The 20,293-nt window shown below is 44.3% G+C and carries 18 protein-coding genes; 10 read left to right on the top strand and 8 right to left on the bottom strand.

Features of this window, described 5'->3' with window-relative positions:
- Positions 1 to 29: 29 nt before the first annotated feature.
- Entirely contained in the window at positions 30 to 836 is an 807-nt protein-coding gene (locus tag ACO05P_RS06605; protein ID WP_421754260.1) for a M48 family metallopeptidase, read from the top strand.
- Between the two features lie 3 nt (positions 837 to 839).
- On the top strand, positions 840 to 1,499 hold the full coding sequence (locus ACO05P_RS06600; RefSeq protein ID WP_421754258.1) for a lysoplasmalogenase family protein: 660 nt from the start codon (positions 840 to 842) through the stop codon (positions 1,497 to 1,499).
- Here the strand turns inward: ACO05P_RS06600 and priA are convergent.
- The 3 genes from priA to ACO05P_RS06585 are packed head-to-tail and all read right to left on the bottom strand — an operon-like array spanning position 1,496 to position 5,459.
- The gene (gene priA, locus ACO05P_RS06595) at positions 1,496 to 3,940 is read right to left on the bottom strand and encodes a replication restart helicase PriA (protein ID WP_421754256.1); all 2,445 of its coding nucleotides are present in this window, start codon (positions 3,938 to 3,940) and stop codon (positions 1,496 to 1,498) included. The two genes, ACO05P_RS06600 and priA, sit on opposite strands and share 4 nt — an antisense overlap.
- 3 nt (positions 3,941 to 3,943) lie before the next feature.
- Positions 3,944 to 5,104, bottom strand: coding sequence for a THUMP domain-containing class I SAM-dependent RNA methyltransferase (locus ACO05P_RS06590; protein WP_421754254.1), 1,161 nt, complete (start codon positions 5,102 to 5,104; stop codon positions 3,944 to 3,946).
- A gap of 1 nt (position 5,105) precedes the next feature.
- On the bottom strand, positions 5,106 to 5,459 hold the full coding sequence (locus ACO05P_RS06585; RefSeq protein WP_421754252.1) for a hypothetical protein: 354 nt from the start codon (positions 5,457 to 5,459) through the stop codon (positions 5,106 to 5,108).
- A 146-nt stretch (positions 5,460 to 5,605) separates the two neighbouring features.
- On the opposite strand from ACO05P_RS06585, the gene ACO05P_RS06580 reads away from it, so the two are divergent.
- The 3 genes from ACO05P_RS06580 to ACO05P_RS06570 are packed head-to-tail and all read left to right on the top strand — an operon-like array spanning position 5,606 to position 9,935.
- Positions 5,606 to 7,381 (top strand): sodium:solute symporter family protein, encoded by a 1,776-nt coding sequence (locus ACO05P_RS06580; RefSeq protein ID WP_421754250.1) that lies wholly within the window; start codon positions 5,606 to 5,608, stop codon positions 7,379 to 7,381.
- A 57-nt stretch (positions 7,382 to 7,438) separates the two neighbouring features.
- Positions 7,439 to 8,233, top strand: coding sequence for a hypothetical protein (locus ACO05P_RS06575; RefSeq protein ID WP_421754248.1), 795 nt, complete (start codon positions 7,439 to 7,441; stop codon positions 8,231 to 8,233).
- Positions 8,223 to 9,935, top strand: a complete 1,713-nt coding sequence (locus ACO05P_RS06570) for a hypothetical protein (protein WP_421754246.1) — start codon at positions 8,223 to 8,225, stop codon at positions 9,933 to 9,935. The genes ACO05P_RS06575 and ACO05P_RS06570 overlap by 11 nt, the downstream gene beginning before the upstream one ends.
- A 36-nt stretch (positions 9,936 to 9,971) precedes the next feature.
- Here ACO05P_RS06570 and ACO05P_RS06565 read toward each other — a convergent pair whose 3' ends face one another.
- From ACO05P_RS06565 to ACO05P_RS06550, 4 genes are all read right to left on the bottom strand, one after another.
- Positions 9,972 to 11,135: an outer membrane beta-barrel protein gene (locus tag ACO05P_RS06565; protein ID WP_421754245.1), complete on the bottom strand. Its 1,164-nt coding sequence runs from the start codon at positions 11,133 to 11,135 to the stop codon at positions 9,972 to 9,974.
- Between the two features lie 6 nt (positions 11,136 to 11,141).
- Complete coding sequence (locus ACO05P_RS06560; protein ID WP_421754243.1) at positions 11,142 to 12,800, bottom strand: cell envelope integrity protein TolA; 1,659 nt, start codon at positions 12,798 to 12,800, stop codon at positions 11,142 to 11,144.
- A 299-nt stretch (positions 12,801 to 13,099) separates the two neighbouring features.
- Positions 13,100 to 14,170, bottom strand: coding sequence for a hypothetical protein (locus tag ACO05P_RS06555; RefSeq protein WP_421754242.1), 1,071 nt, complete (start codon positions 14,168 to 14,170; stop codon positions 13,100 to 13,102).
- A gap of 112 nt (positions 14,171 to 14,282) precedes the next feature.
- Positions 14,283 to 15,089, bottom strand: coding sequence for a hypothetical protein (locus tag ACO05P_RS06550; protein ID WP_421754241.1), 807 nt, complete (start codon positions 15,087 to 15,089; stop codon positions 14,283 to 14,285).
- A gap of 133 nt (positions 15,090 to 15,222) precedes the next feature.
- Here ACO05P_RS06550 and ACO05P_RS06545 point away from each other — a divergent pair, with 133 nt between their 5' ends.
- The 5 genes from ACO05P_RS06545 to ACO05P_RS06525 all read left to right on the top strand — a co-directional run bounded on the left by ACO05P_RS06545 (position 15,223) and on the right by ACO05P_RS06525 (position 19,124).
- Positions 15,223 to 16,053: a winged helix-turn-helix domain-containing protein gene (locus ACO05P_RS06545; protein WP_421754240.1), complete on the top strand. Its 831-nt coding sequence runs from the start codon at positions 15,223 to 15,225 to the stop codon at positions 16,051 to 16,053.
- A 69-nt stretch (positions 16,054 to 16,122) separates the two neighbouring features.
- The gene (locus ACO05P_RS06540) at positions 16,123 to 16,908 is read left to right on the top strand and encodes a sulfite exporter TauE/SafE family protein (protein ID WP_421754239.1); all 786 of its coding nucleotides are present in this window, start codon (positions 16,123 to 16,125) and stop codon (positions 16,906 to 16,908) included.
- 1 nt (position 16,909) lies between these two features.
- The gene (locus ACO05P_RS06535) at positions 16,910 to 17,653 is read left to right on the top strand and encodes an SAM-dependent methyltransferase (RefSeq protein ID WP_421754238.1); all 744 of its coding nucleotides are present in this window, start codon (positions 16,910 to 16,912) and stop codon (positions 17,651 to 17,653) included.
- Positions 17,650 to 18,351, top strand: coding sequence for a ZIP family metal transporter (locus ACO05P_RS06530; protein WP_421754237.1), 702 nt, complete (start codon positions 17,650 to 17,652; stop codon positions 18,349 to 18,351). Before ACO05P_RS06535 ends, ACO05P_RS06530 begins: the two co-directional genes overlap by 4 nt.
- 140 nt (positions 18,352 to 18,491) lie before the next feature.
- Complete coding sequence (locus tag ACO05P_RS06525; protein WP_421754236.1) at positions 18,492 to 19,124, top strand: peroxiredoxin; 633 nt, start codon at positions 18,492 to 18,494, stop codon at positions 19,122 to 19,124.
- Positions 19,125 to 19,180: 56 nt separating this feature from the next.
- On the opposite strand, the gene ACO05P_RS06520 is transcribed toward ACO05P_RS06525, so the two are convergent.
- Positions 19,181 to 20,251, bottom strand: a complete 1,071-nt coding sequence (locus tag ACO05P_RS06520; RefSeq protein ID WP_421754234.1) for a hypothetical protein — start codon at positions 20,249 to 20,251, stop codon at positions 19,181 to 19,183.
- Between the last annotated feature and the right edge of the window lie 42 nt (positions 20,252 to 20,293).

Raw genomic sequence — 20,293 nt, 5'->3', positions numbered from 1 at the left:
TGTTTTTCTTTGCGATCAAATTCCCAGCTATGAGAAAGCTTGTTCTTACCGCCTTAATAATTGCCATAGGTGCTTGTAAAACCGTTCCCCTAACCGGGCGTAAACAGGTAGCTTTAATTCCCGGAGCTCAAATGAATGCCATGGCAGTTGATCAATACCAGCAGGTATTATCGCAATCAAAAGTGATCAAAGGAACAGCGCAAGCGCAAATGGTGGAGCGCGTAGGGCAGAAGATTGCTTCGGCAGTGGAGCGCTACCTCCGCCAAAAGGGGCATGCTGATATGGTAAAGGACTTTAAATGGGAATTTGCCTTGATCGATGAAAATGTAGCAAATGCTTGGTGTATGCCGGGTGGAAAGGTGGCTTTCTATACGGGCATTATGGGAATTTGCCAGGATGAGGCCGGTATTGCAGTAGTTATGGGACATGAAATTGCCCATGCCGTCGCCAGTCATGGTTCGGAGCGTATGAGTCAAGGTCTCATCCAGCAAATGGGAGGGGTAGCCTTGCAAGTTGCCATTAATGATCAACCGGAGAAAACCAAGTCTTTATACATGACCGCCTATGGCATTGGTTCACAATATGGTGCCATGCTACCTTTTAGTCGCTTGCACGAAAGTGAAGCCGATAAAATGGGATTGGTGTTTATGGGAATGGCAGGCTATGATCCCCGCGAAGCACCTAAGTTTTGGGAGCGTATGGCTGCTCAGAGTGGCGGTAATCAGCCCCCTGAGTTTATGTCTACTCACCCCTCTCACAGCACTCGAATCAAAGACCTGAATGCCAATATGGGCGAGGCTATGAAGTATTACTTGCAAACTCAGCAAGGTCAATAGCGAATGAAGGTTCGTGATTTCATCAAGATCTACGGAGCGATTATTCTCTTTCATTTGGCGGTAGTATATCGTGGTGATGAAGGTCAGATGTTATGGCTTAGCAAACCCTTGATTTTAGTAAGCTTACTTTTATTCGCTTTCAGTAAAATTCGGGAAGGAGCCGGTTTTTTAATGCCCTTGATTCCGGCTTTGGTATTCTCACTCTTTGGTGATGTGGCCTTAATGTTTCAGCAAGGACCGGCCTTTTTAATAGGGATGGGGGCCTTTGCCCTGGCCCATATTGCCTATAGTTATTGGTACTTAAAACAGGGTACAGGATTAAAATGGCAAGCTTTCGTAATTGCTTTAGTACTGGCCCTGGCTGCTATGTACGCCTTATTGCAATTAGTGATCTTGCCAGAGGAATTAAGCATTCCAATCTATGGATATTTTGGACTTTTAAGCTTGCACTTTATTTTAAGTGCAATGGCCTGGCAGGCTCAGAAAATTAGTATTTGGCCTTTATTGGGCATCGCCCTTTTTATCTTCTCTGATTGGTGGATTGCCTGGTCGAAATTTGGTGGCGCCTTGGATGAGCATTGGCACAACCGCTTTATTATTATGCTCACCTATGGCCTGGCACAAGGCTTAATTCTCCTGGGGATAATTGCTCGTAAAGCTTAGAATGGGTCTACATCAAAAATGATGCGTAGCGGGCTACTTTTATGTTTTTGCTGAAAGGCATCACTGGTTTCTAATAGTGCCTGTTTTACCGCCTTTAAGCTTAACTTACTTTCCAGTTTTAGCAAGATTTCCATTTGATACATCCCGCGTAAGCGATTGGCTAGGGGATATTCCGGTCCATACACTCTGCGACCCAATAAAGCCTTTAATTCCTGGCCATACAATACTGCTCTTTCTTCTAAAACTTCCCTTTTGCGATGTTTTAAGCTAATCCGGATTAGACGGTAGAAAGGAGGATAATGGTATTCCAAACGCTCTTGCATTTCTCTTTCATAGCCGGAGCGATAGCGATTGCCAATTACATCATGAATAACTTCATGGTCGGGGCTGGAGCTTTGGATTAATACCAAACCTCTTTCGCCTTTACGACCCGCTCTTCCGGCCACTTGAGCCAACATTTGAAAGGCCTTTTCGTGGGCACGAAAATCGGGGAAGAAGATTTGGGAATCGGCATTCATGATGCCTACCAAACCCACATTGCCAAAGTCGAGGCCTTTAGTAACCATTTGGGTGCCTACTAATATATCGGTATCGCCATCTTCAAAGCTTTGCAGGATATTTTCATAAGCCTTTTTCTTGCGGGTGGTATCCAGGTCCATGCGTTGAATTCGCGCATCCGGGAACATCAATTGCAGTTCATCTTCCAACTTTTCAGTACCAAAGCCCAGGCTTCGTACCTGCTGACTTTTACATGCCGGGCAGCTGCGGGGAGGCGGGGTATTATAGCCACAAACATGGCAGCGCAATTGGTGACGATGTTTGTGGTAGGTAAGGCTGATATCGCAATTGCGGCATTGCATTACATGGCCACAGGTATCGCATTGCAAAAAGGTGGAAAAGCCTCGTCGGTTTTGAAAGAGAATAATCTGTTTCCCCTTTTTCATTTGCCTTTCAATCTCCTCCACGAGTTCGGGGGCAAAATAGCCACGCATCTGTTTGCGTTTGCGCAATTCCCGCAGGTTAATAGGACGGATTTCAGGTAAGGCAATAGCGCCGTAGCGCTCCTTCATTTCTACTAGGTGGTATTTGCCTTTACGGGCATTGAAATAACTTTCGTAGGCCGGGGTAGCACTGCCTAATATCACATGCGCATTTTGTTGCTGAGCCAATACCAGGGCGGCATCGCGGGCATGATAGCGAGGAGCAGGCTCATATTGCTTGTAGCTGTTTTCATGCTCCTCATCTACAATCACCAGGCCCAGATTTTGAAAGGGCAGGAAAATGCTACTACGAGCCCCAATTACCAAAGCCGGCTTATCATCCTTACGGAAGAGCTTGAGCCAGGTTTCTACCCTTTCTCTATCGCTGTAGCGCGAATGGTAAACCAAAAGATCTTCGCCAAAAAAGCGTTCCAACCTTTGAATTAATTGGGTGGTTAGCGCAATTTCAGGAACCAGATACAATACCTGTCGCCCTTGCTTTAAGACCTCGGCCATCAAATGGGTATAGACCTCCGTTTTTCCAGAGGAGGTTACGCCATGCAGTAATACGGGTTGTTCCCAATGATTGAGAATGTCGTCAAAAGCCTTTTGCTGACTTTCATTCAGAGGGAAAAGGCCACTGGCACTAGGGTCTTCGCTATGTTGATGCCGAAATGGGTCATCATAGAAAATTTCGAGTAGTCCTTTAGATTCTAAAGACTTTAAACTGCCATCACTGGCTTTGCAACGTTTCAGAAGCAAGGCCGCTGTTACTTCGCCTCTTTCATTGCGATATTGGAAAAAGCCCAATAATAGTTCCCTTTGCTTGGCGGCATTACCCAGGCCATCGAAAGCAGCACTAACATCCTCCTCATTTAATTCCGAACCAGCTTTTACCAATCGAACTTGTCGCGGTTTGTAGCCCCCTTTGAGTTCTTCTTCTAAAACCACGTAGGCCTTAGAGAGCAATTCTTTTATGGTAAAGAGCGGATTGGCAAAACAGGTGATTTCGGCGATTTCCTTAATGCTTAAGCGATCTTGTTGTTCTAGAGCTTCAACAATCAAGAATTCGGCATCATTGAGTTCGGAGTCAATAATCTCCTTGGCCAGATTGCGCTGAATCACCATCTCGCTTTCCAGCTTTAAACCTCCGGGGAGAGCAGCATTCATAACCTCACCCTCACTGCAGAGGTAGTATTGGGCCAACCATTCCCAGAATTCAATCTGAGGACTGGCTATAATTGGGGAGGCATCCTCAGCATCTAAAATATCCTTGACTTCGAAGTCTTTAGGCTTGCGCTGATGGATTTCCTTTACCAGTCCGGTATAGAGTTTTCGTTTGCCGAGCGGTACAATAACCCGCATTCCCACCTTTACAATATCTCTTAATCCCGGGGGGATGCGATAGGTGTAATTCACTGGTAAGGCCAGTGGAAGTAGGATTTCAGCAAATTGCTCCATGAACTAACTGCCCGCTTTTTTGGATCCTTCGTAGAGGTCGTAACGCACTAACCAACTGTCGAGCTTAGCGTTTTTAAGCTGAATTTTTTTAGTGGGCTTCAATCCTAAATGTTTGAGGCCTTCCGCGGAAGCAGTAAACACCCAGGCAGTACAGCCACTAAAATGCTGTTTTAAGCTATCCCCAATACCCTTATACAATTCGGGGATATCAGCCTCTAGCTTAAGGTCGTATGGTGGGTTCATGATTAAAGTTGTACCCGGTGCTACTTTTTCGTCTTCAGGCCAATGGAGGAAATTGCGCTTTTGCACTTTGATCACGTCCTCCATCAGGGCGTTTTTCACATTCCTTCGCGCTTTTGCCCCAATTTGAGGATCGATATCAAAACCATAGATCGGAGGCAAGTCACGATTTTCCTTCTTCATCGAAGATTCGAAAATGGTATCGAAAAGCTCAGCATCATATTCCTTCCAATTTTGAAAGGAGAATTGTTTGCGGAACACATTTACCGGCACATTGGAAGCAAATAGAGCGGCTTCCGTTAAGAAAGTCCCGGATCCGCACATAGGATCGAGTAGGGGACCCTTACCCTGCCAATCCATTAAAGCCAATATTCCCGCTGCCAATACTTCGCTGAGTGGAGCTTTATCCACTTCTACCCGGTAGCCTCTTTTATGTAGTGATTCGCCACTGCTATCCAGGGAAAGAGTACAGAAGTGATTTTGGATATGCACATTAATGCGGATATCCGGATTCTTTAAATCTACGGAAGGGCGCTTGCCACTTTGATCGCGAAAACGGTCTACGATGCCATCCTTGGTTTTTTGCGCCACTAAGAGGCTGTTGCGAAAACGATCGCTATGCACTGTGGCATCTATGGCCAGCGTTTTATCAACATCAAAATATTTCTCCCAGGGTGTCTCATAGACCTTTTTATACAGGTATTTTTCATCCCGTACCTGAAAGCGATCCAGTTGAACCAAAACTCGCAGGGCGGTGCGCAGCCAGAGATTACACTTAAAGACAAAACCTATATCGCCTTTGCATACAATACCGCGACGAATTTCTTGCACCTCACGTCCGCCTAATTGTCGAACCTCACGCGCCAATACCCGTTCCAGTCCGGGGAGGGTTTTAATGACGATCTGTAAATTGGAATCCTTCAAATTATTGAACCTCGAAAGTTGTTACCTCAAATTGAGCGCCTCCCATATCATCTACAATCGCTTCAGCAAAAACAGACTCGCTTTGCGCTACTTCACCGGTTGACATCTCCAGAAATACAGTATCGTACCAAACCTTATCTCTTAATTTGAAAGTAATGGCATAACCACGATTGAGCTTAGCACCTGCTGAATCCTTTACGATCACACCATATACAACCTGATCATTTAATTCAACCTCCATTTGCTCGTAGCTGGGGTAGCTTTTCGTATTGGCTGAAGCCTCACTATCGCTGTTTTCGGAATTATTTTGACAAGCTACTAAGGCAAGTAAGCCCAGCAATCCTAATTTTTTCATGTTCTCTTGGGAATTTTCTTCAAAGGTAAAGGATAATCGAAATTTAAAATTCTCCTTTTTCTGTTGATTAAGATTGGGGATATCTCGGGCTTTTACACCTAAATGGGTCTCGCAATAATCCTTAGATTCGGCAATCAATTCCAAACATGACACATCTTAGTACGCTCGATTGGTGGGTAGTTGGCTTCTTTATGCTACTCTTTGTTTTCTTAGGTCTGTATTTCCGAGGAAAGGCTGAAGGCGGATTAGCGGGCTTCTTTTTAGGCGGTAGGAAATTGCCCTGGTATATCGCCGGGGTTTCCATGGTAGCCACCACCTTTGCTGCGGATACCCCACTATGGGTTACTGAGAAAATTGCCCAGCACGGAATTTCGGGCAATTGGCTGTGGTGGAATATGGCCATTGGGGGAATGCTCACCACTTTTTTCTTTGCTCGTCTATGGCGCAGAGCGGAGATTATCACCGAATTGGAATTATTGGAATTAAGGTACTCAGGACCGGTAGCTGTTTTCTTGCGTGGACTTCGTTCTGTTTATCTGGGCCTTTTTATGAATGTGGTAATTATCGGTTGGGTAAATGCCGCCCTCATCTCTATTCTGGAAGTATTTTTTGAAATCCCAGCTCAGGAAGCATTTTGGTTTTGCATGGCGGCCATGGCATTAGTGGCGGTATATTCTTCTATTGCCGGCTTATTAGGAATTGCCATCACCGATTTTGTACAGTTCATTATCGCCATGACGGGGAGTATTATACTGGCGATCATAGTGTTAAGCCTTCCAGAAGTTGGTGGTTTAAGCGGAATTAAAAACCAATTACCCGCCTGGCGTTTGGATTTCTTTCCGCAGATTGGCAGTGGTAGTGATTTAGCGGTGGGTACCTTTTCCTTGTCGGCAGGCGCCTTTTTCTCTTACATCGTTTTACAATGGTGGGCGAGTTGGTATCCCGGCAATGAGCCGGGCGGCGGAGGTTATATTTCACAGAGAATGATGAGTGCCAAAAATGAGGAGCATGCCGTTTATTCCAGTCTGTTCTTTCAAATTGCGCATTATTGTTTGCGTCCCTGGCCCTGGATTATTGTTGGTCTAGCCGCCTTGATCCTCTATCCCGATTTACCCCTGGAAGAATCTCGTAAGGGCTTTGTATTTGCCATGCGAGACTTCTTACCCTCTGGATTAAAAGGTTTGCTTTTCGTAGGCTTTTTGTCCGCCTATATGAGTACTATCTCCACACAGCTAAATTGGGGATCCAGTTATTTGACCAACGATTTATACCGTCGCTTTTTTAAGCCGGAAGCTACCGATCAACATTATGTGCTGGCCGGTCGGATTATCACCTTACTTATTATGTTGGTAGCTATGTACTCCACAGCTCAAATCGGAATGATTGATGAGGCAGCCAGTTTCCTGATTGCTTCTGGTGCTGGTTTAGGAATGGTATTGATTTTACGCTGGTATTGGTGGCGGATAAATGCCTGGAGTGAATTGAGCGCTACCCTGGCACCACTTTTAGCCTGGGCCTTATTAAAATTTCCATTAAAAGCGTATTTACCCGAATCCTTCTATCATCAAAATGGCGATTTTATTGCTACGGTGATCTTTACAACTGTGGTTTGGTTAATAGTAACTTTTATCAGTAAACCCACGGATGCCAAGGTTTTAGAGAATTTCTATGCACGCATTCGTCCTTCAGGGTTTTGGAAGCCCTTTCGAAAAGAAGGGCAGAAGCATCAGGCCAGTGGCGCTTTATTTGGCGCCTGGCTTTCCGGAGTGGTGTTGGTGTACTCAGCTTTATTTGCTTTAGGCTCTCTTTTATTTGACGAAAGTTCAGAAAGTATTGCCTGGCTGGTGGCTCTGTTTATCTCCTTGATTTCACTTCGGTACTTCATGAAGAAGGGAGCATTGATTGACAAGAAGGCTGCTTAGAATTTGTGACGGTGGCTTAAAGCATACTATCTTCGTGCGAGTCACAAAATCACAATCATGAAAATACTCCGCACCCTTAGTGTTTTAAGTCTTGCTTTGCTTTTAAATGGCTGTGGCAACTTACGCATCAAGGCCTATCAAACTTATCAGGCACCAGCCGATGTGAAGAACCTCGTTGTTACGGGTTTCTATATTGCTCCACCACAATTACCTACAGTTCCGGCGGGTGATGCCGATGCCTTCAATAAAAAGGTAGAAGCTTTAAGTGAAAAGATCAATGCCAGTTTAGCGACCAATAGTGATCGCTACTACCATAGCCTGGCAGAAGGTTTACAAATGCAGTTAAACCTGAATACCATTGCGGGTGAGGATATGGCGAAAAAGCCACGTTTCGATCGTGTCAAACAAAAGGAAGAGCGTGAGCTTTTAAAAGTAGAGGGGAATCCCAAATTTCCTACCGTCTATTTAAGCGAAGAAGCAGTACAGTTTTTAGAATTGGAGAATGGTGATGTGAAGACTTTTATTGAAGAGAGTCCGCGCTTGCGTTCTGCAGTTCGCAACGTAACCAAAGCTGCTGAATGCGAATTACTGGCCATTGGCTATGCACGTTTGGTTATTGATAAAGTAACTACCTATGGAGCCAAGGCAAACTTGCGCCTTCTGGCCGATATTTATCTTTTTGATGAAAAGGGTGAATTGGTAGGGCATACTTATGGGGAAACCGAACCGCATACATTTACCGGTGAATACCTGGGCGATTTTAATGATGTTTTGGCTAGTTATACCAGTCTGCAGGCCGAAATGCTAACTGCCCTTACCTTGGTAGAAGAAGAAAAGGTAGATGAAGATTAAGGCACTGATAGGGAGCCTAGTCCTGGTAATGGGAACGCTATCAGCGCAGGTTCTTCCTGATAAAGATACCAATCAGGCCTGGACTTATCCAGAGCTTATCGAAGCCTACAAAGAAATGGATCGGCGCTATGTAAATGCGCAGTATTTAGAATTGGGTAATACCGATTGTGGTCGACCATTATCCTTATTTCTAATTCAGAAGGAGGCCTTTAGTGAAGAGCAAACCCTGGCTCAATTAGCGGAAGGGAAGCTGGTTACCCTAATTAATAATGGCATTCACCCTGGCGAGAGCTGTGGTATGGATGCCAGTGTCATGTGGGCTTATAATCTCCTCGAAGTAGGTGGACCAGCTGAGGGGCATTTAATTGCAATAATTCCGGTTTACAATATCGGTGGAAGTCTGCAAGCGCGGCCGCATACCCGGGCAAATCAGAATGGACCAGAATTACAAGGTTTTAGAGGCAATGCCCGAAACCTGGATCTCAATCGGGATTTTATAAAAGGCGATGCTCTTAATACCTTTTCCTTTTGGGCTCTTTATCAGGCTTTAAAGCCTCATATTTTCGTGGATACCCATACCAGCAATGGCGCAGATTATCCTTACACCATTACCTTGATCGCCACGCAACAAGATAAGTTGGCACCCTCTCTGGCTCAGTTGCAACAAGAGAAAATGCTGCCTTATCTCTATGAAGAAATGGCCAAATCCTGGCCTATGGTTCCTTATGTGAATGTATTTGGACGTCCGCCAAATGATGGATATGCAGCCTTTTTGGAAACTCCGCGTTATGCCAGTGGCTATACCACACTATTCCACAGTTTGGGTTTTATTACTGAGGCCCATATGTTTAAGTCTTATCAGGAAAGGGTGATGGCCACCTATCAGTTCTTGCAAAACCTAAATAGCTTTAGTGAAGCGCATCGAGCAGAAATAGTGCTGGCCTTTGAAGAGGCACAGAAATGGGAAAAGGAAAGCCTAAGTTTTCCGGTGGCTTGGGAGCTGGATAGTAATCAAGTAGAGCAACTGGATTTTAAAGCCTTTGAGTACAGCTATGAGCCTAGCGAATTGGGGGCTTATCGCCGATTAAAGTATCATCGGGATCAAATTGAGGAACTGAAGGTTCCGTACTATCCCCATTATAAAGCAGTGCAGGAAGCTTATGTGCCGAAATATTATGTGATTCCTCAAGCCTGGCGCGAAGTGATAAGTCGACTGCAATACCAAAATATTGAGATGCGACCTCTGGCCCAGGATACCCTTATGGAAGTCCGATCTACTTACCTTCAAAAGTGGAATCATTCCGATGCACCTTATGAGGGGCATTTTCGCACCGAGGTAGAACAAGTAGAGGTGCGTACCGATAGTCGTCTTTTTTATGCTGGTGATTATTTGGTGCCCGGTGATCAGCTGCATCGGTATTTCCTGGCTTCAGTTTTAAGTCCTATGTCGGTAGATTCGTATTTGTCCTGGGGATTCTTCGATATTATCTTCCAGCAAAAGGAATATTTCTCGCCTTATGTATTTGAAGATAAGGCCATGGAAATGCTCAAACATCCTCTGATAAAGAAGGAATATGATCAATGGATGGCAGAGCATCAAGATTTGCAGCGCAATCCATGGGCAGTGCTGAGTTTCTTTTATCAGCGCAGTGAATACTATGAAATGGAACACCTGCGATATCCTATTGCAGAGATCTATTGATAAAAGAAAAGCCGGTACAGATTGCACCGGCTTTTTTTAATAAGATATACGAATCCCAAGGTGAAACTGACTTATTGAAAAACGCTCCCAATTTGGCCCAATGCTCACATCTGATCTACGGTAAGAGCTCGCACTGAGCATGGGACGGAAATAGGGGCTGATTAGGATGGGGTAGTCCGACACTTCAATATATCGCCATAAATAGGCCACTTCAAAGAGCATTCGAAATTGAGTGCTGCGGAACCATTCCAATTCTTTTAAATCCTGAAGGCTACCGTAATTACGAGTACCATCAAGGTTTTCCTGGAAATTGATGGCTTCCGACTTAAGGGTGAAAGAAGGGGCTATTCCCAGTGCCAATTGCCATTTATCAGCTAATTTATACTGAGCACCAAAGATGAGGTCCAGATGACTAAAGCTGTACTCATTGCCATTGATAAAAGTTTCACCCAACCAGGGATCTGTAAATTCGGATTGGTATTCCAGTTGTGAGCTGCTATAGCCCAATTCACTAAAAACCGACAGCTTGCTATTGATTTTATAGGATGCCCCAATATTGAGGACCAAAGCCGTGCTCCCTTTTTTAGACCATTGCAAGTTAATTTCAGGCGGAACTTGTGATGTATCCGAGAAATGGAAGTAGTTATATACCAGGCCTAGCTGAAAGCGATAGTCAAACCGCGATTGATCTGAATAGCCTCCGAAGCTCTTTTGATCCCAAACTGTACTTATTTGATCCTCCTCCTCTTCAATGTCTTCCACGAGCATCTCGGCATCGGAATTGTCCTGCAGGTCATCGAATAGATTTAAAAAATAGTTGTCGAGCCCTAATTGCTCCAGGTAATTGAAGTAGCTATTCAGAGAGTCCTTTGCGGTACTTTCATCTGCTTCCTCCAGGTAGTATCTATAAGCCTGGCCCGCAAGGTTTAAACGTGAAAGGGCATTTAAACGCTTTTCAATTTCGGCTTTTAAATCCGCATCCGTTCGGGGGGATTTATAACTTTCTTGAAAAGCAAATTCCAAGTCGTCTAACTGACGGGTAAACTCAATATAGCGCATGGTTTTATGCGCATTGAGGCTATCGCCAGCTTCGATGCTTTCCTCTAACATTTGCTGAAGGCGGTAATCTTCATAACCAATGTATTCGGTTTGTGACCAGGCGAAGAAAGGAAGTACTAAAAAGAGTAGGGCTAGACGCATTGAATATTATTTGTAAAAGTCTAAAGAGCGTAAAAATCCAACATAGAGGTAGATGCTACCATCATCATAATCTTCACCACCGCGGAAGCCGTAGTTTACCTCGCCCGAAAAAGGATAATTGGGGTAAAAGTGCAGGAAGAAGTTAAAGCTATGGTCCTTTTTATACTCCAGGAAATAACCAGGTATGAAATAGGTTTTAGTCTGATCCAATCCTTCCACATTAATACGCTGCACTTTGATATCCTCATTGGCTCCGGCTACATTTTCGTAAATCACTCCTAAACTTAAATGGCTACGGGTGAAGGAGCCCCAGCTAAAGCGAGCCCCGTATTTAATATTGCCATAAGCTAGGTCCGTAAAGCCGCTGCCTGATTCTTCTACTAAAAGCCAATAGTCATTGGTTAAGGCGCGTCCACCAGCCTCATAAGCAAAGAGAAATTTAGCATTGGGAATTCCGGCGTGTACCTGACCACCATATTGATAGGATGGGAAATTGAAGCTGTGGAAGAGAAGGCTGGTACCGATGCCCATTCCTCCAAAACCATAACCACCGAAATAGGGTGATTCAAAACCTATTTTGGCTTTAAAATCGAAATTCAAAGGCCAGGCAAAGTCATAGTCGGTGTTATTGGAAGTACGCACTCCATCGTAGACTTCACTATTAAAATAGATGGGGTGGAGGAGGAAGGAATAGCCGTATTCGGTGGAAGCATAGAAGCTGGGCTTGTCGCGATAAACTTGGTCAAAATCAACCACCCCCATATTCTTGTATATCTCGCGTCCTAAAACAGCAAGTAGAGTTACGGTTGTAGCTGCCGCTGCTGCTGCTGCCTGGGCATTTTTCTGGTTTTGTTGATTCTTCCACTGTGCATACTCCTGTCGTTTACGAGCTTCCTCAGCCGCCTTTCGTTTTTGTCTTTCGTATTCAGCCTGCTTTCGTGCCGCTTCGGCCGCTTTTCTTTGTTGTTCTGCTTGGGCGGTAGATTGACGCTTATTGGCGGTTCTTTGCTGGGCGGCAGCACTGTTTCTTCGGCTCGCTTCTACATGTTCTTTGTGTTGCTGTTGAATGCGACGCTCACGGTCTAATCGAGAATTGCCACTGCTCTGGCTTTGATTTTGACTGGAAGAACGGCGGGATGAAGATGAGCCACTATTGTAGGAACCTGAAGAGGTGGAGCCGCCGCTTTTTTGCATGATGGAGTTGGTCATCGTAGCAATAGGATCGGAATCGGAATTCGAATTAGCAGAGGAGCCAGAGGAACTGGAAGAATTCGAAGATGCTCCAGAAGAATTAGTACCGGATCCAAAGGATCCCGAACTACCTGAGCTGCCCGATCCGCTGGAGGAAAATGAACTGCTTTGCCCAGCCGGAACTACCTTGTCGATCACAATATGTCCACTGTTCTTGCGGGTTTCACAAAAGTAGATTCGTACTCGTTTACCAGGTTTTATATTGTTCGCTACCCTGTTTTTTTGATGCTTTCCGGGGGAAATCGGATTGTCTTTGGAGTCAATCCATTCTCCTTCAAAGTGGTAATAAACGTCGACGGGCTCATCGCACAAATTGGTGATATAGGAGGTAGCGGCTGACTGACTGTTATTATTCAGACCATTTCCCAAACAAGAATTTCTATAGGAAGTTCCTTCTTGCTTAATACAATTCATGTAAGAATTGGTAGGCTTGCCATTGATGGTTTGTGCCTGCTGTAGATATGGAAAAAGAAACAGTATAATGAGGAGGGGAATATGAAAATTCCGCTTAATCGGAATACGAATTGCTTGGCCAGAATGGGGCTTGTAGAGTTTCGGCATGCCTAGTTTGCTTGGTTAAAGCACCCAATATATTTGAAAGCATTTTTTAGGAAGCCGATCTTAGTCACCTAAGCTAGGGATATGACTTGAACAACGGGTTTTTGTACATAAGTGACCAGCTGCAAAAGTTCAGAAACCAATGTTTTGGCTGCTTATTGCTCATAGTAAGGATACGGCAATGCTTCGAAGGAATCGTATTTAAGCTCCGTTTTTAGCTCTCCATTGCGCCAGTCGATCCAGGCCCATTGACCAGTTTTCTGCACCGCTAAAACCGGGGTGCCGTCTTCTTTAGTGGCTCGTTGATAGTCGTCGTATTCGCAGGGGATGCTTTGCTTTCCTTCCTCCATGCCCGACCAGGATGAAAGGTAAAAGCCCACCTTAGCATTTTTGAAAACAGCGGTATAGTCACCATTCCAGGGAAAAAAGCGCAAGGAGTCATAGGCTTGAGGAATCAACATCTGATATTGAGAGTCCCAGCCTTGAAACATGCCCCAAAGCCCATTTTCTGCTGATCGACCGATAAATATTCCGTCGCCATTGATATAGTCCATTTGGATGCAGTCAATGCGCCATTCGGTATTGGCTTGATTGAAATCCTGCAACAGAAACAAACTTTGATTTTGATGTTCCGATTTATCCAAGGTACAGGGCAATTCTGAAGGATGCTCATAGCTCAGTTCTACCACCTGAACCTGTCGATACCAGTCGTACCAGCCCCATTTGTCTCCTTGCGAAACCGCAATCAGAGTACCGCTTTGATATTCCCAATCAATTTCCCGAAACAGGTCTTTGGCATCTACATAAGCCCATTCTTCACTATTGCCATAGCGATACAGGATTCCCCTTTTGCGTTTGGAGTGAACCAAGGCCGTTTCCAATTCTTGTCCCATAAGATCATCAAATCTGGCATATCGATCTTGATCTACTGCTTTAAAGGGATCAATTTTTCGATAAGTGTGTCTGATTGCCGGACGACAAGCAATTAAATAGCTACTGTCCATTCCGGATTGATCATAGTCGATTTCCCAGTCCAGGTAAAAAATACTTTGATGGTGCCTGGACTTTTCAAGGACCGCTAATTGAGATGTGCTGTAATATCCACTATCCAGTATTCGAATGAGTTTATAGCCTTCTAAATTTTCTATCCCTCTTAAAGCTGAATTTTGGGATTGAGCCTGTAGGCTAAAGGCGACTAGCACTAAAAAGAGTGTTCGGTGGGTCATGAGAAAATAACGAAGGGACCTCGAAATAAATTTCAAAGTCCCCGAAACATGCCTTTGTTCTATGCAGAGTAATGAATGTCTAAAAGGCCTAATTCTCTAATTGTTAATCAATCTAGCAACCTGGTAGAGCGTAAGAGAGTACTAATTCTTGCTCAACCGCCTGGCCATTTATATCGCGTGCCACTTCCCATTCGCCCGGTAAATTGGCCAGGAGGTCTAACATTTTGGCATCCAATTCAGCACTTTTACAACTGGTACCCACTTTGGCTTTAGTAATTACGCCGTCTACTCCAATGGTGAAATAGATTTTAGCCGCAAAGAGATCCTCTTCATTTAAGGTGCTGGTAATCGGCAGTGCTCCTTCCCGGATGTATTGAATGAAGGCTCTTTTACCGTCTTTATAATAGGCTTGAGATTCAGGAACCAAAGTAAGATGGGGGGTACTGTAATTATAGGAGAGATTGTTGGTGTCTACGGTTAAGGCTTCCAGAAAATCGGCTCGCAGTCGGAAATTGGTGGAATAGGGGGCATTCTCAAGCCAGGCTAATTGTTCTGCGCTTAATTCTGGCCCCTTGGCAATTAAGCGATCTTCAGCCAGTTGTTCAGATATTACGGCGGCAAGTTCTAAGGATTGGTAGTGATGTACCTTTCGGATGTCTTCCGCATCGGCAAAATCAGAGAATTGCTTTGCTTTTAATAATTCCGATCTTTTGATGGGTCTAAAGCGGGTATCTAAATCAAAGAAGAAACCTTCATTTTTTTGAAAGAAGAGATCCGCTTGCACATGAGAATTGGCATTGGTATTGGCCTGATTTTTTGCAATAATCTTAGGTTCCGTATCGGAGTGATGGCTGCTTAAATAAGCGTAGCCAGCCAGGCTAATTGAAAGGCCTGCGAGAATTAATTTGTACTTCAACATTTTCATGGTTTTAGCATTTGATGGAAACCAAATGTATCAGCTCCTTGATATTCAATTAGTAAAGGCAGTGTAAATTAGTGTAAAACTTCCCTAAAGCCTTTTGGGAGCCTGGCTTTTAGGGTATTTTTGAAAGATGCAATTGCGCCCATTCCATACTTTCCTGGTAATACTCCTTCCAATTTGCTTATTAGCTAAGGGAGAGTCCAGTCATTATCAAGTAGCCGTTCGGCAGATGGGGCATCATATTCTAAGCGATTTTGGGGATACACAATCGCGGGTAATGCCCGTAAAGCAGGAGGGGGATGTATTCATTTTACGATTTGAACATGCCTTTTCCTTTGAACCACTCCGCTTGGTAAGTCGCATAGAAGAAACGGTGCAGCAGGCAAAGCTTTCAGAGTATTATCATGTGGCATTGATCAATGAAGCCAGTGGGGAAGTGGTGTATAGTTTTGAGCACAGTCCCGACAGTCTTTCGAATATTATTCCCTGTTTGGGTCGAGATCAGCCTGTAGCTTCTTATCGACTGCAAATTCGTTTTCCCGAATTTCAAGAGGAGGAATCGGCCGAGATACCCTTGTGGTTAATGACCCTTTTTATTGTTGGCCCCATTGCTTTATTGTTGATTTATCCTCGTAAGAAGAAATCCCAGACCGAAGACTTTAAGGAAGAACTCATTCAACTGGGAGCCTATAGCTATTCTCCCACTAAAGCCATGCTTAGGATAGAGGATCAAGCACAGGAATTAACTGGCAAGGAGGGAGATTTACTCTTGCGATTGTATCAAGATTTGAATCAAACCGTAAAAAGGGAAGAACTCCTGGAAGCGGTTTGGGGAGATGATGGCGACTATGTAGGGCGAACCTTGGATGTTTTTGTTTCGCGTCTGCGTAAAAAGCTGGAGGCCGACCCATCAGTGAAGATTGTTAATATTCGCGGGGTAGGTTATAAGTTGATTTGTTAAGGCTCAATAGTATCATTAAGTAAAACTATCTAAGCTCATATTTCCATTCCCTCCAACTACCTTTGCCGCATGAATGAGTGGTGGTACTATCCTCTATTATTTGGTGGTGGCTTATTAGCCGGAATCATTAATACCCTCGCAGGAAATGGTTCGGCCATTACTTTGAGTTTACTCATCCTTAGTGGGATGCCTGCCAATGTTGCAAATGGTACCAATCGCATTGGAGCGCTGGTGCAAACGATAACGGCGGTATTGAGTTTACGTCGCTCACCACGAACTCTTTTTCTTTTTAAAGACAGTGCCTGGTTTTTAGTTCCGGCGGTTATTGGTTCGGTGCTGGGGGCTTTTCTGGCGGTAGATGTGGATCCGATTGTGCTGAAGCGGATCATTGGTTTGATCATGCTATTATTACTGGGAACCATGGTTTATAAACCCGGGAAATGGGCCAGACCCACCGATACCAGCAAATCGCATAAAACGGTAGTAAACTGGATTTTGATTTTTGTGGTAGCGGTTTACGGTGGCTTCCTGCAAATGGGAATTGGGATCATGCTCTTGTCGCTATTAGTACTGGTAGCGCATTACAGCCTACGAGATGCCAATATTATTAAGCTGGTATTGGCCTTTTTATTTGTGTTGCCGGCATTTGTAGTCTTTGTATGGAATGGCCATTTAGAATGGGTGCCCGGATTGCTATTAGCGCTTGGCCAAGGTTTCGGGGCCTGGATAGGGGCTCGCTATATATTGTTTCTGCCTAAAGCCAATGCCATAGTGCGCTATACCTTGATTGTGATCTTGCTAATATCTTCTGTTACTTTGCTGGGAATTGTGGACGCTATCCGCAGTCTGTTTTAAAATGAGCAACCAAACACCCAACTCCTGGTATGAACAGTGGTTCAATACCCGCTTTTATCATTTGCTTTATAAGCATCGTGATGAGCAGGAAGCCCGGGATTTTATTGATATTCTTTTTGCCCGTCTCCAGCCTCAAGCGGATTGGCATATCTTAGATTTGGCCTGTGGCCGAGGTCGCCATGCCCGTTATATCCACCAAAAGGGAATGGAGGTTACCGGCTTGGATTTGGCCGATGCCAATATTGAGTTTGCAGCCCAGTATCTGGAAGATAAGCTTCATTTTCAGGTGGCCGATATGCGACAGGATTTAGGGACTAACCGCTTTGATCTAATCCTAAACCTCTTTACCAGCTTTGGCTATTTTGATCAGTGGGAAGAGAATTTGAAGGCCATGCAACGAATTAAGCAGGCCTTAAAACCCGGTGGACTGTTATTGATCGATTTTTTAAATGTGGAAAAGGTTCGTGTGGAATTGATTCCTAGCGAACAAAGGAATATTGAGGGCCATGAATTTCAGATAGAGCGTAAAATTGAAGCGGGTAAAATTGTGAAGGAAATCCTATTGAAGGAACCTGATGGCCATAAACACCGTTTCAAGGAAGAGGTTTGGGCTTTGTCCTTACAAGAGTTTCAGGCGCTTTTCCGCGAAAGCGGCCTTCAAATACTCGATATTTTTGGTTCTTATAATTTGGCGAACTTTGAGGCCCGTAAATCAGAGCGTTTAATATTGCTGGCGCAAGCATGATGACTTACCTTTTATTAATGTCAACGGTCCTGGTAGGGGCCCTTTTAGGACGATGGCTGCGTAAATCCAGCAAATTGTCAATCAAGTTTCTTTTAATTTTCAGTGGAGCCTATCTCCTGGGTATTGGTGTTTTTCACCTTTTACCGGAAGTTTATGAAGAGCATAGTCACCATTACGGTTTAATGATAATGGCCGGTTTTTTCACTCAGCTCTTACTCGAGGGCATGAGTAAAGGCCTGGAGCATGGGCATAGCCATAGTGAGCTTTTCCAGAATAAGGGTTTGCCCATGGGGGTAATGTTGGGCCTGTTTTTACACGCTTTGATTGAAAGCATTCCTATTGGCAGCCATATGAATGATTTAAGTCGGGATGCCCTTTTCTGGGGACTCATAGTACACAAGCTGCCAGTAAGTATCATCCTCTATAATATGCTCTGTGAATTCAGTGGCAAATGGTATATCGTAGGACTTTGGTTATTGAGCTTTGCTTTGATGGCTCCCCTGGGGGTAATTATCGGCGATTTCTTTCCCTTATTCGCAGAGCATAGTGCCGAAATGACGGCCTTTGTTTTCGGGATATTCTTACATATCAGCACCACCATTCTTTTCGAAGGAAACCAGTCGCATCGTTTTAATTTCCTGAAGTATGGCGTAATTTTGTTGGCCCTTGGAATTGCTTGGTTATCCGTTTCACATTAGTATTTCTGAAGCTTCATAGAAAAGATTGAACAGGCAGGATTGAAGAGGCCGGATGATAAGCATACATTTGCAATGGCTATCAAAATAAAATTCGAATAGCTTTTATAAATATAATATACTAACAACCTAAAAATCAAAACATGGGAGTATTAGTAGGCAAGAAAGCCCCATCTTTTAAAGCCGCAGCGGTAATCAATGGCGAGGAGATTATCGAAGATTTCAGCCTCGACCAATACAAAGGCAAGAACTATGTAATCTTGTTCTTCTATCCTAAAGACTTCACCTTTGTTTGTCCTACCGAATTACATGCTTTCCAGGCTCGTTTGGAGGATTTCAAAAAATTAGGTGTTGAAGTGGTTGCCGTTTCTACCGATACTGAGCAGTCTCACTGGGGTTGGTTACAACTTTCTAAAGATCACGGTGGTATCCAAGGTGTTACTTATCCAGTAGTAGCCGATACCAACAAAACTATTTCTGCGAACTATGACGTTTTAGCCGGAAACTATTACTACGATGAGAATGATGAGATGCAAGCCGAAGGCGAAATGGTTGCTTACCGCGGTTTGTTCTTGATCGACAAAGAAGGTACCGTTCGTCATCAAGTAGTAAACGATATGCCTTTAGGCCGTAGCGTTGATGAGGCAATGCGTATGGTTAAAGCTTTACAATTCTTCGAAAACAAAGGAGAAGTTTGTCCTGCTAACTGGGATGAAGGTAAAGAAGGTATGAAAGACACTCACGAAGGTGTAGCTGATTACCTGAGCAAAAACTAAGATTGATTCTTATAAGTTCTGAGCCCCGCGCCTTTTGGTTGCGGGGTTTTCTTTTTTTAAAAGCTGAGGTAAAGGCTACAAGCAAGCATATGTCCGCTCAGAGCACTGCGCAACTCATCATTGCCATTGTAATCGGTAAGATGGTATTGGGCCGCTAAGCCCAAGCGACGGGTGCCATGCAGGCGGTAGGAATAGTCCAAACCTATAGATGGGTAAAAGCTTCCAATACCAATTGGGTTTTCCTGGTCCAGTTCCTCATCATAATTAGACAGGTCGGTACTAAAGCTATTGTAGCCCAATCCAGCGCCAAAGCGCAAGCGACTTCTGCGCGAATTAATTACCGCATATTGTAAATAGGCCTCAATGTGGAAGAGAACTTCGAGGTCGCTTTCGGTAAGATTGCCATCCTCAACAAAGCGGAGGTAAGCCTTTTGCTCACTGGCAGCAAATCCGGTTTGGAGGCTAAAGCCGAATTTTTCGGTCTGATAATCTAAGAGCAGGGAGGCCCCGTGCAGGGCACCCAGATTGTCTTTTAAATCCTGATTCAAGTAAAAGTAATTATAGGCCAGTCCAAAGCTTATATCTTCTGGTTGTGCCTCATCCTTAACCAATTGGCTTAGTTTTTCAAATTCAGGATCATTATAGGTCTCCATTCGCATCATTTGATCATAGACCTCTTGCATATCATCTGCTGCTAATATTTCGAGTACCTTCCTTTCATATTTGGGCCATTCGCGACTGTAGAGTAATTGCCAGGCTTCACCCTTAGACCATTCCAAATGCTTTTGCAGGTCGACACTGAGGTAGGAGTCACCTTCCAGATTTTTGAAATAGACCCGCCAATATTCCAGGGGAATAAGAGTGTCTAGTTTGCCTTGATATTTTAAGTCATGTAAAAGCCGGGAGCGGATGCTGGCTTCGGTACTCCCGCAAAAGAGTTCCCAGCGGTTGATTAGGGAATCACTTTGTTTTTCGCTTAAGGTTCCTGCAGCCTGCGCCTTAATAATTTCAGCTTCCGTTTCCCAGCAAATGCTGTTCACCGATTGAAAGAGATCGGAAAAGGAATGGTTCTGCCCATAAGAGGGCAAGGAGAGGCTCAGAAAGCTAAGAGTAAACCAAAATTTCATGGGCTGAGTTTAGGCAAAATGAATATCAGAATTCATTCCAAA

It is taken from the genome of Croceimicrobium sp. (genome assembly GCF_965228705.1).
In the GTDB taxonomy this organism is placed as follows: domain Bacteria; phylum Bacteroidota; class Bacteroidia; order Flavobacteriales; family Schleiferiaceae; genus Croceimicrobium.
Note: the sequence above shows the minus strand (reverse complement) of the source record. Positions and strands in the feature narration are given on the sequence as shown.

Excerpts from the sequence above, each read along its gene's own strand:
- ACO05P_RS06525 (WP_421754236.1), top strand. The coding sequence starts at position 18,492 with ATGGGAGTATTAGTAGGCAAGAAAGCCCCATCTTTTAAAGCCGCAGCG.
- ACO05P_RS06570 (WP_421754246.1), top strand. The coding sequence starts at position 8,223 with ATGAAGATTAAGGCACTGATAGGGAGCCTAGTCCTGGTAATGGGAACG.
- ACO05P_RS06540 (WP_421754239.1), top strand. The coding sequence starts at position 16,123 with ATGAATGAGTGGTGGTACTATCCTCTATTATTTGGTGGTGGCTTATTA.
- ACO05P_RS06560 (WP_421754243.1), bottom strand. The coding sequence starts at position 12,800 with ATGAATTGTATTAAGCAAGAAGGAACTTCCTATAGAAATTCTTGTTTG.
- ACO05P_RS06585 (WP_421754252.1), bottom strand. The coding sequence starts at position 5,459 with ATGAAAAAATTAGGATTGCTGGGCTTACTTGCCTTAGTAGCTTGTCAA.
- ACO05P_RS06535 (WP_421754238.1), top strand. The coding sequence starts at position 16,910 with ATGAGCAACCAAACACCCAACTCCTGGTATGAACAGTGGTTCAATACC.
- ACO05P_RS06520 (WP_421754234.1), bottom strand. The coding sequence starts at position 20,251 with ATGAAATTTTGGTTTACTCTTAGCTTTCTGAGCCTCTCCTTGCCCTCT.
- ACO05P_RS06575 (WP_421754248.1), top strand. The coding sequence starts at position 7,439 with ATGAAAATACTCCGCACCCTTAGTGTTTTAAGTCTTGCTTTGCTTTTA.
- ACO05P_RS06600 (WP_421754258.1), top strand. The coding sequence starts at position 840 with ATGAAGGTTCGTGATTTCATCAAGATCTACGGAGCGATTATTCTCTTT.
- ACO05P_RS06555 (WP_421754242.1), bottom strand. The coding sequence starts at position 14,170 with ATGACCCACCGAACACTCTTTTTAGTGCTAGTCGCCTTTAGCCTACAG.
- priA (WP_421754256.1), bottom strand. The coding sequence starts at position 3,940 with ATGGAGCAATTTGCTGAAATCCTACTTCCACTGGCCTTACCAGTGAAT.
- ACO05P_RS06545 (WP_421754240.1), top strand. The coding sequence starts at position 15,223 with ATGCAATTGCGCCCATTCCATACTTTCCTGGTAATACTCCTTCCAATT.
- ACO05P_RS06550 (WP_421754241.1), bottom strand. The coding sequence starts at position 15,089 with ATGTTGAAGTACAAATTAATTCTCGCAGGCCTTTCAATTAGCCTGGCT.
- ACO05P_RS06580 (WP_421754250.1), top strand. The coding sequence starts at position 5,606 with ATGACACATCTTAGTACGCTCGATTGGTGGGTAGTTGGCTTCTTTATG.
- ACO05P_RS06565 (WP_421754245.1), bottom strand. The coding sequence starts at position 11,135 with ATGCGTCTAGCCCTACTCTTTTTAGTACTTCCTTTCTTCGCCTGGTCA.
- ACO05P_RS06530 (WP_421754237.1), top strand. The coding sequence starts at position 17,650 with ATGATGACTTACCTTTTATTAATGTCAACGGTCCTGGTAGGGGCCCTT.
- ACO05P_RS06605 (WP_421754260.1), top strand. The coding sequence starts at position 30 with ATGAGAAAGCTTGTTCTTACCGCCTTAATAATTGCCATAGGTGCTTGT.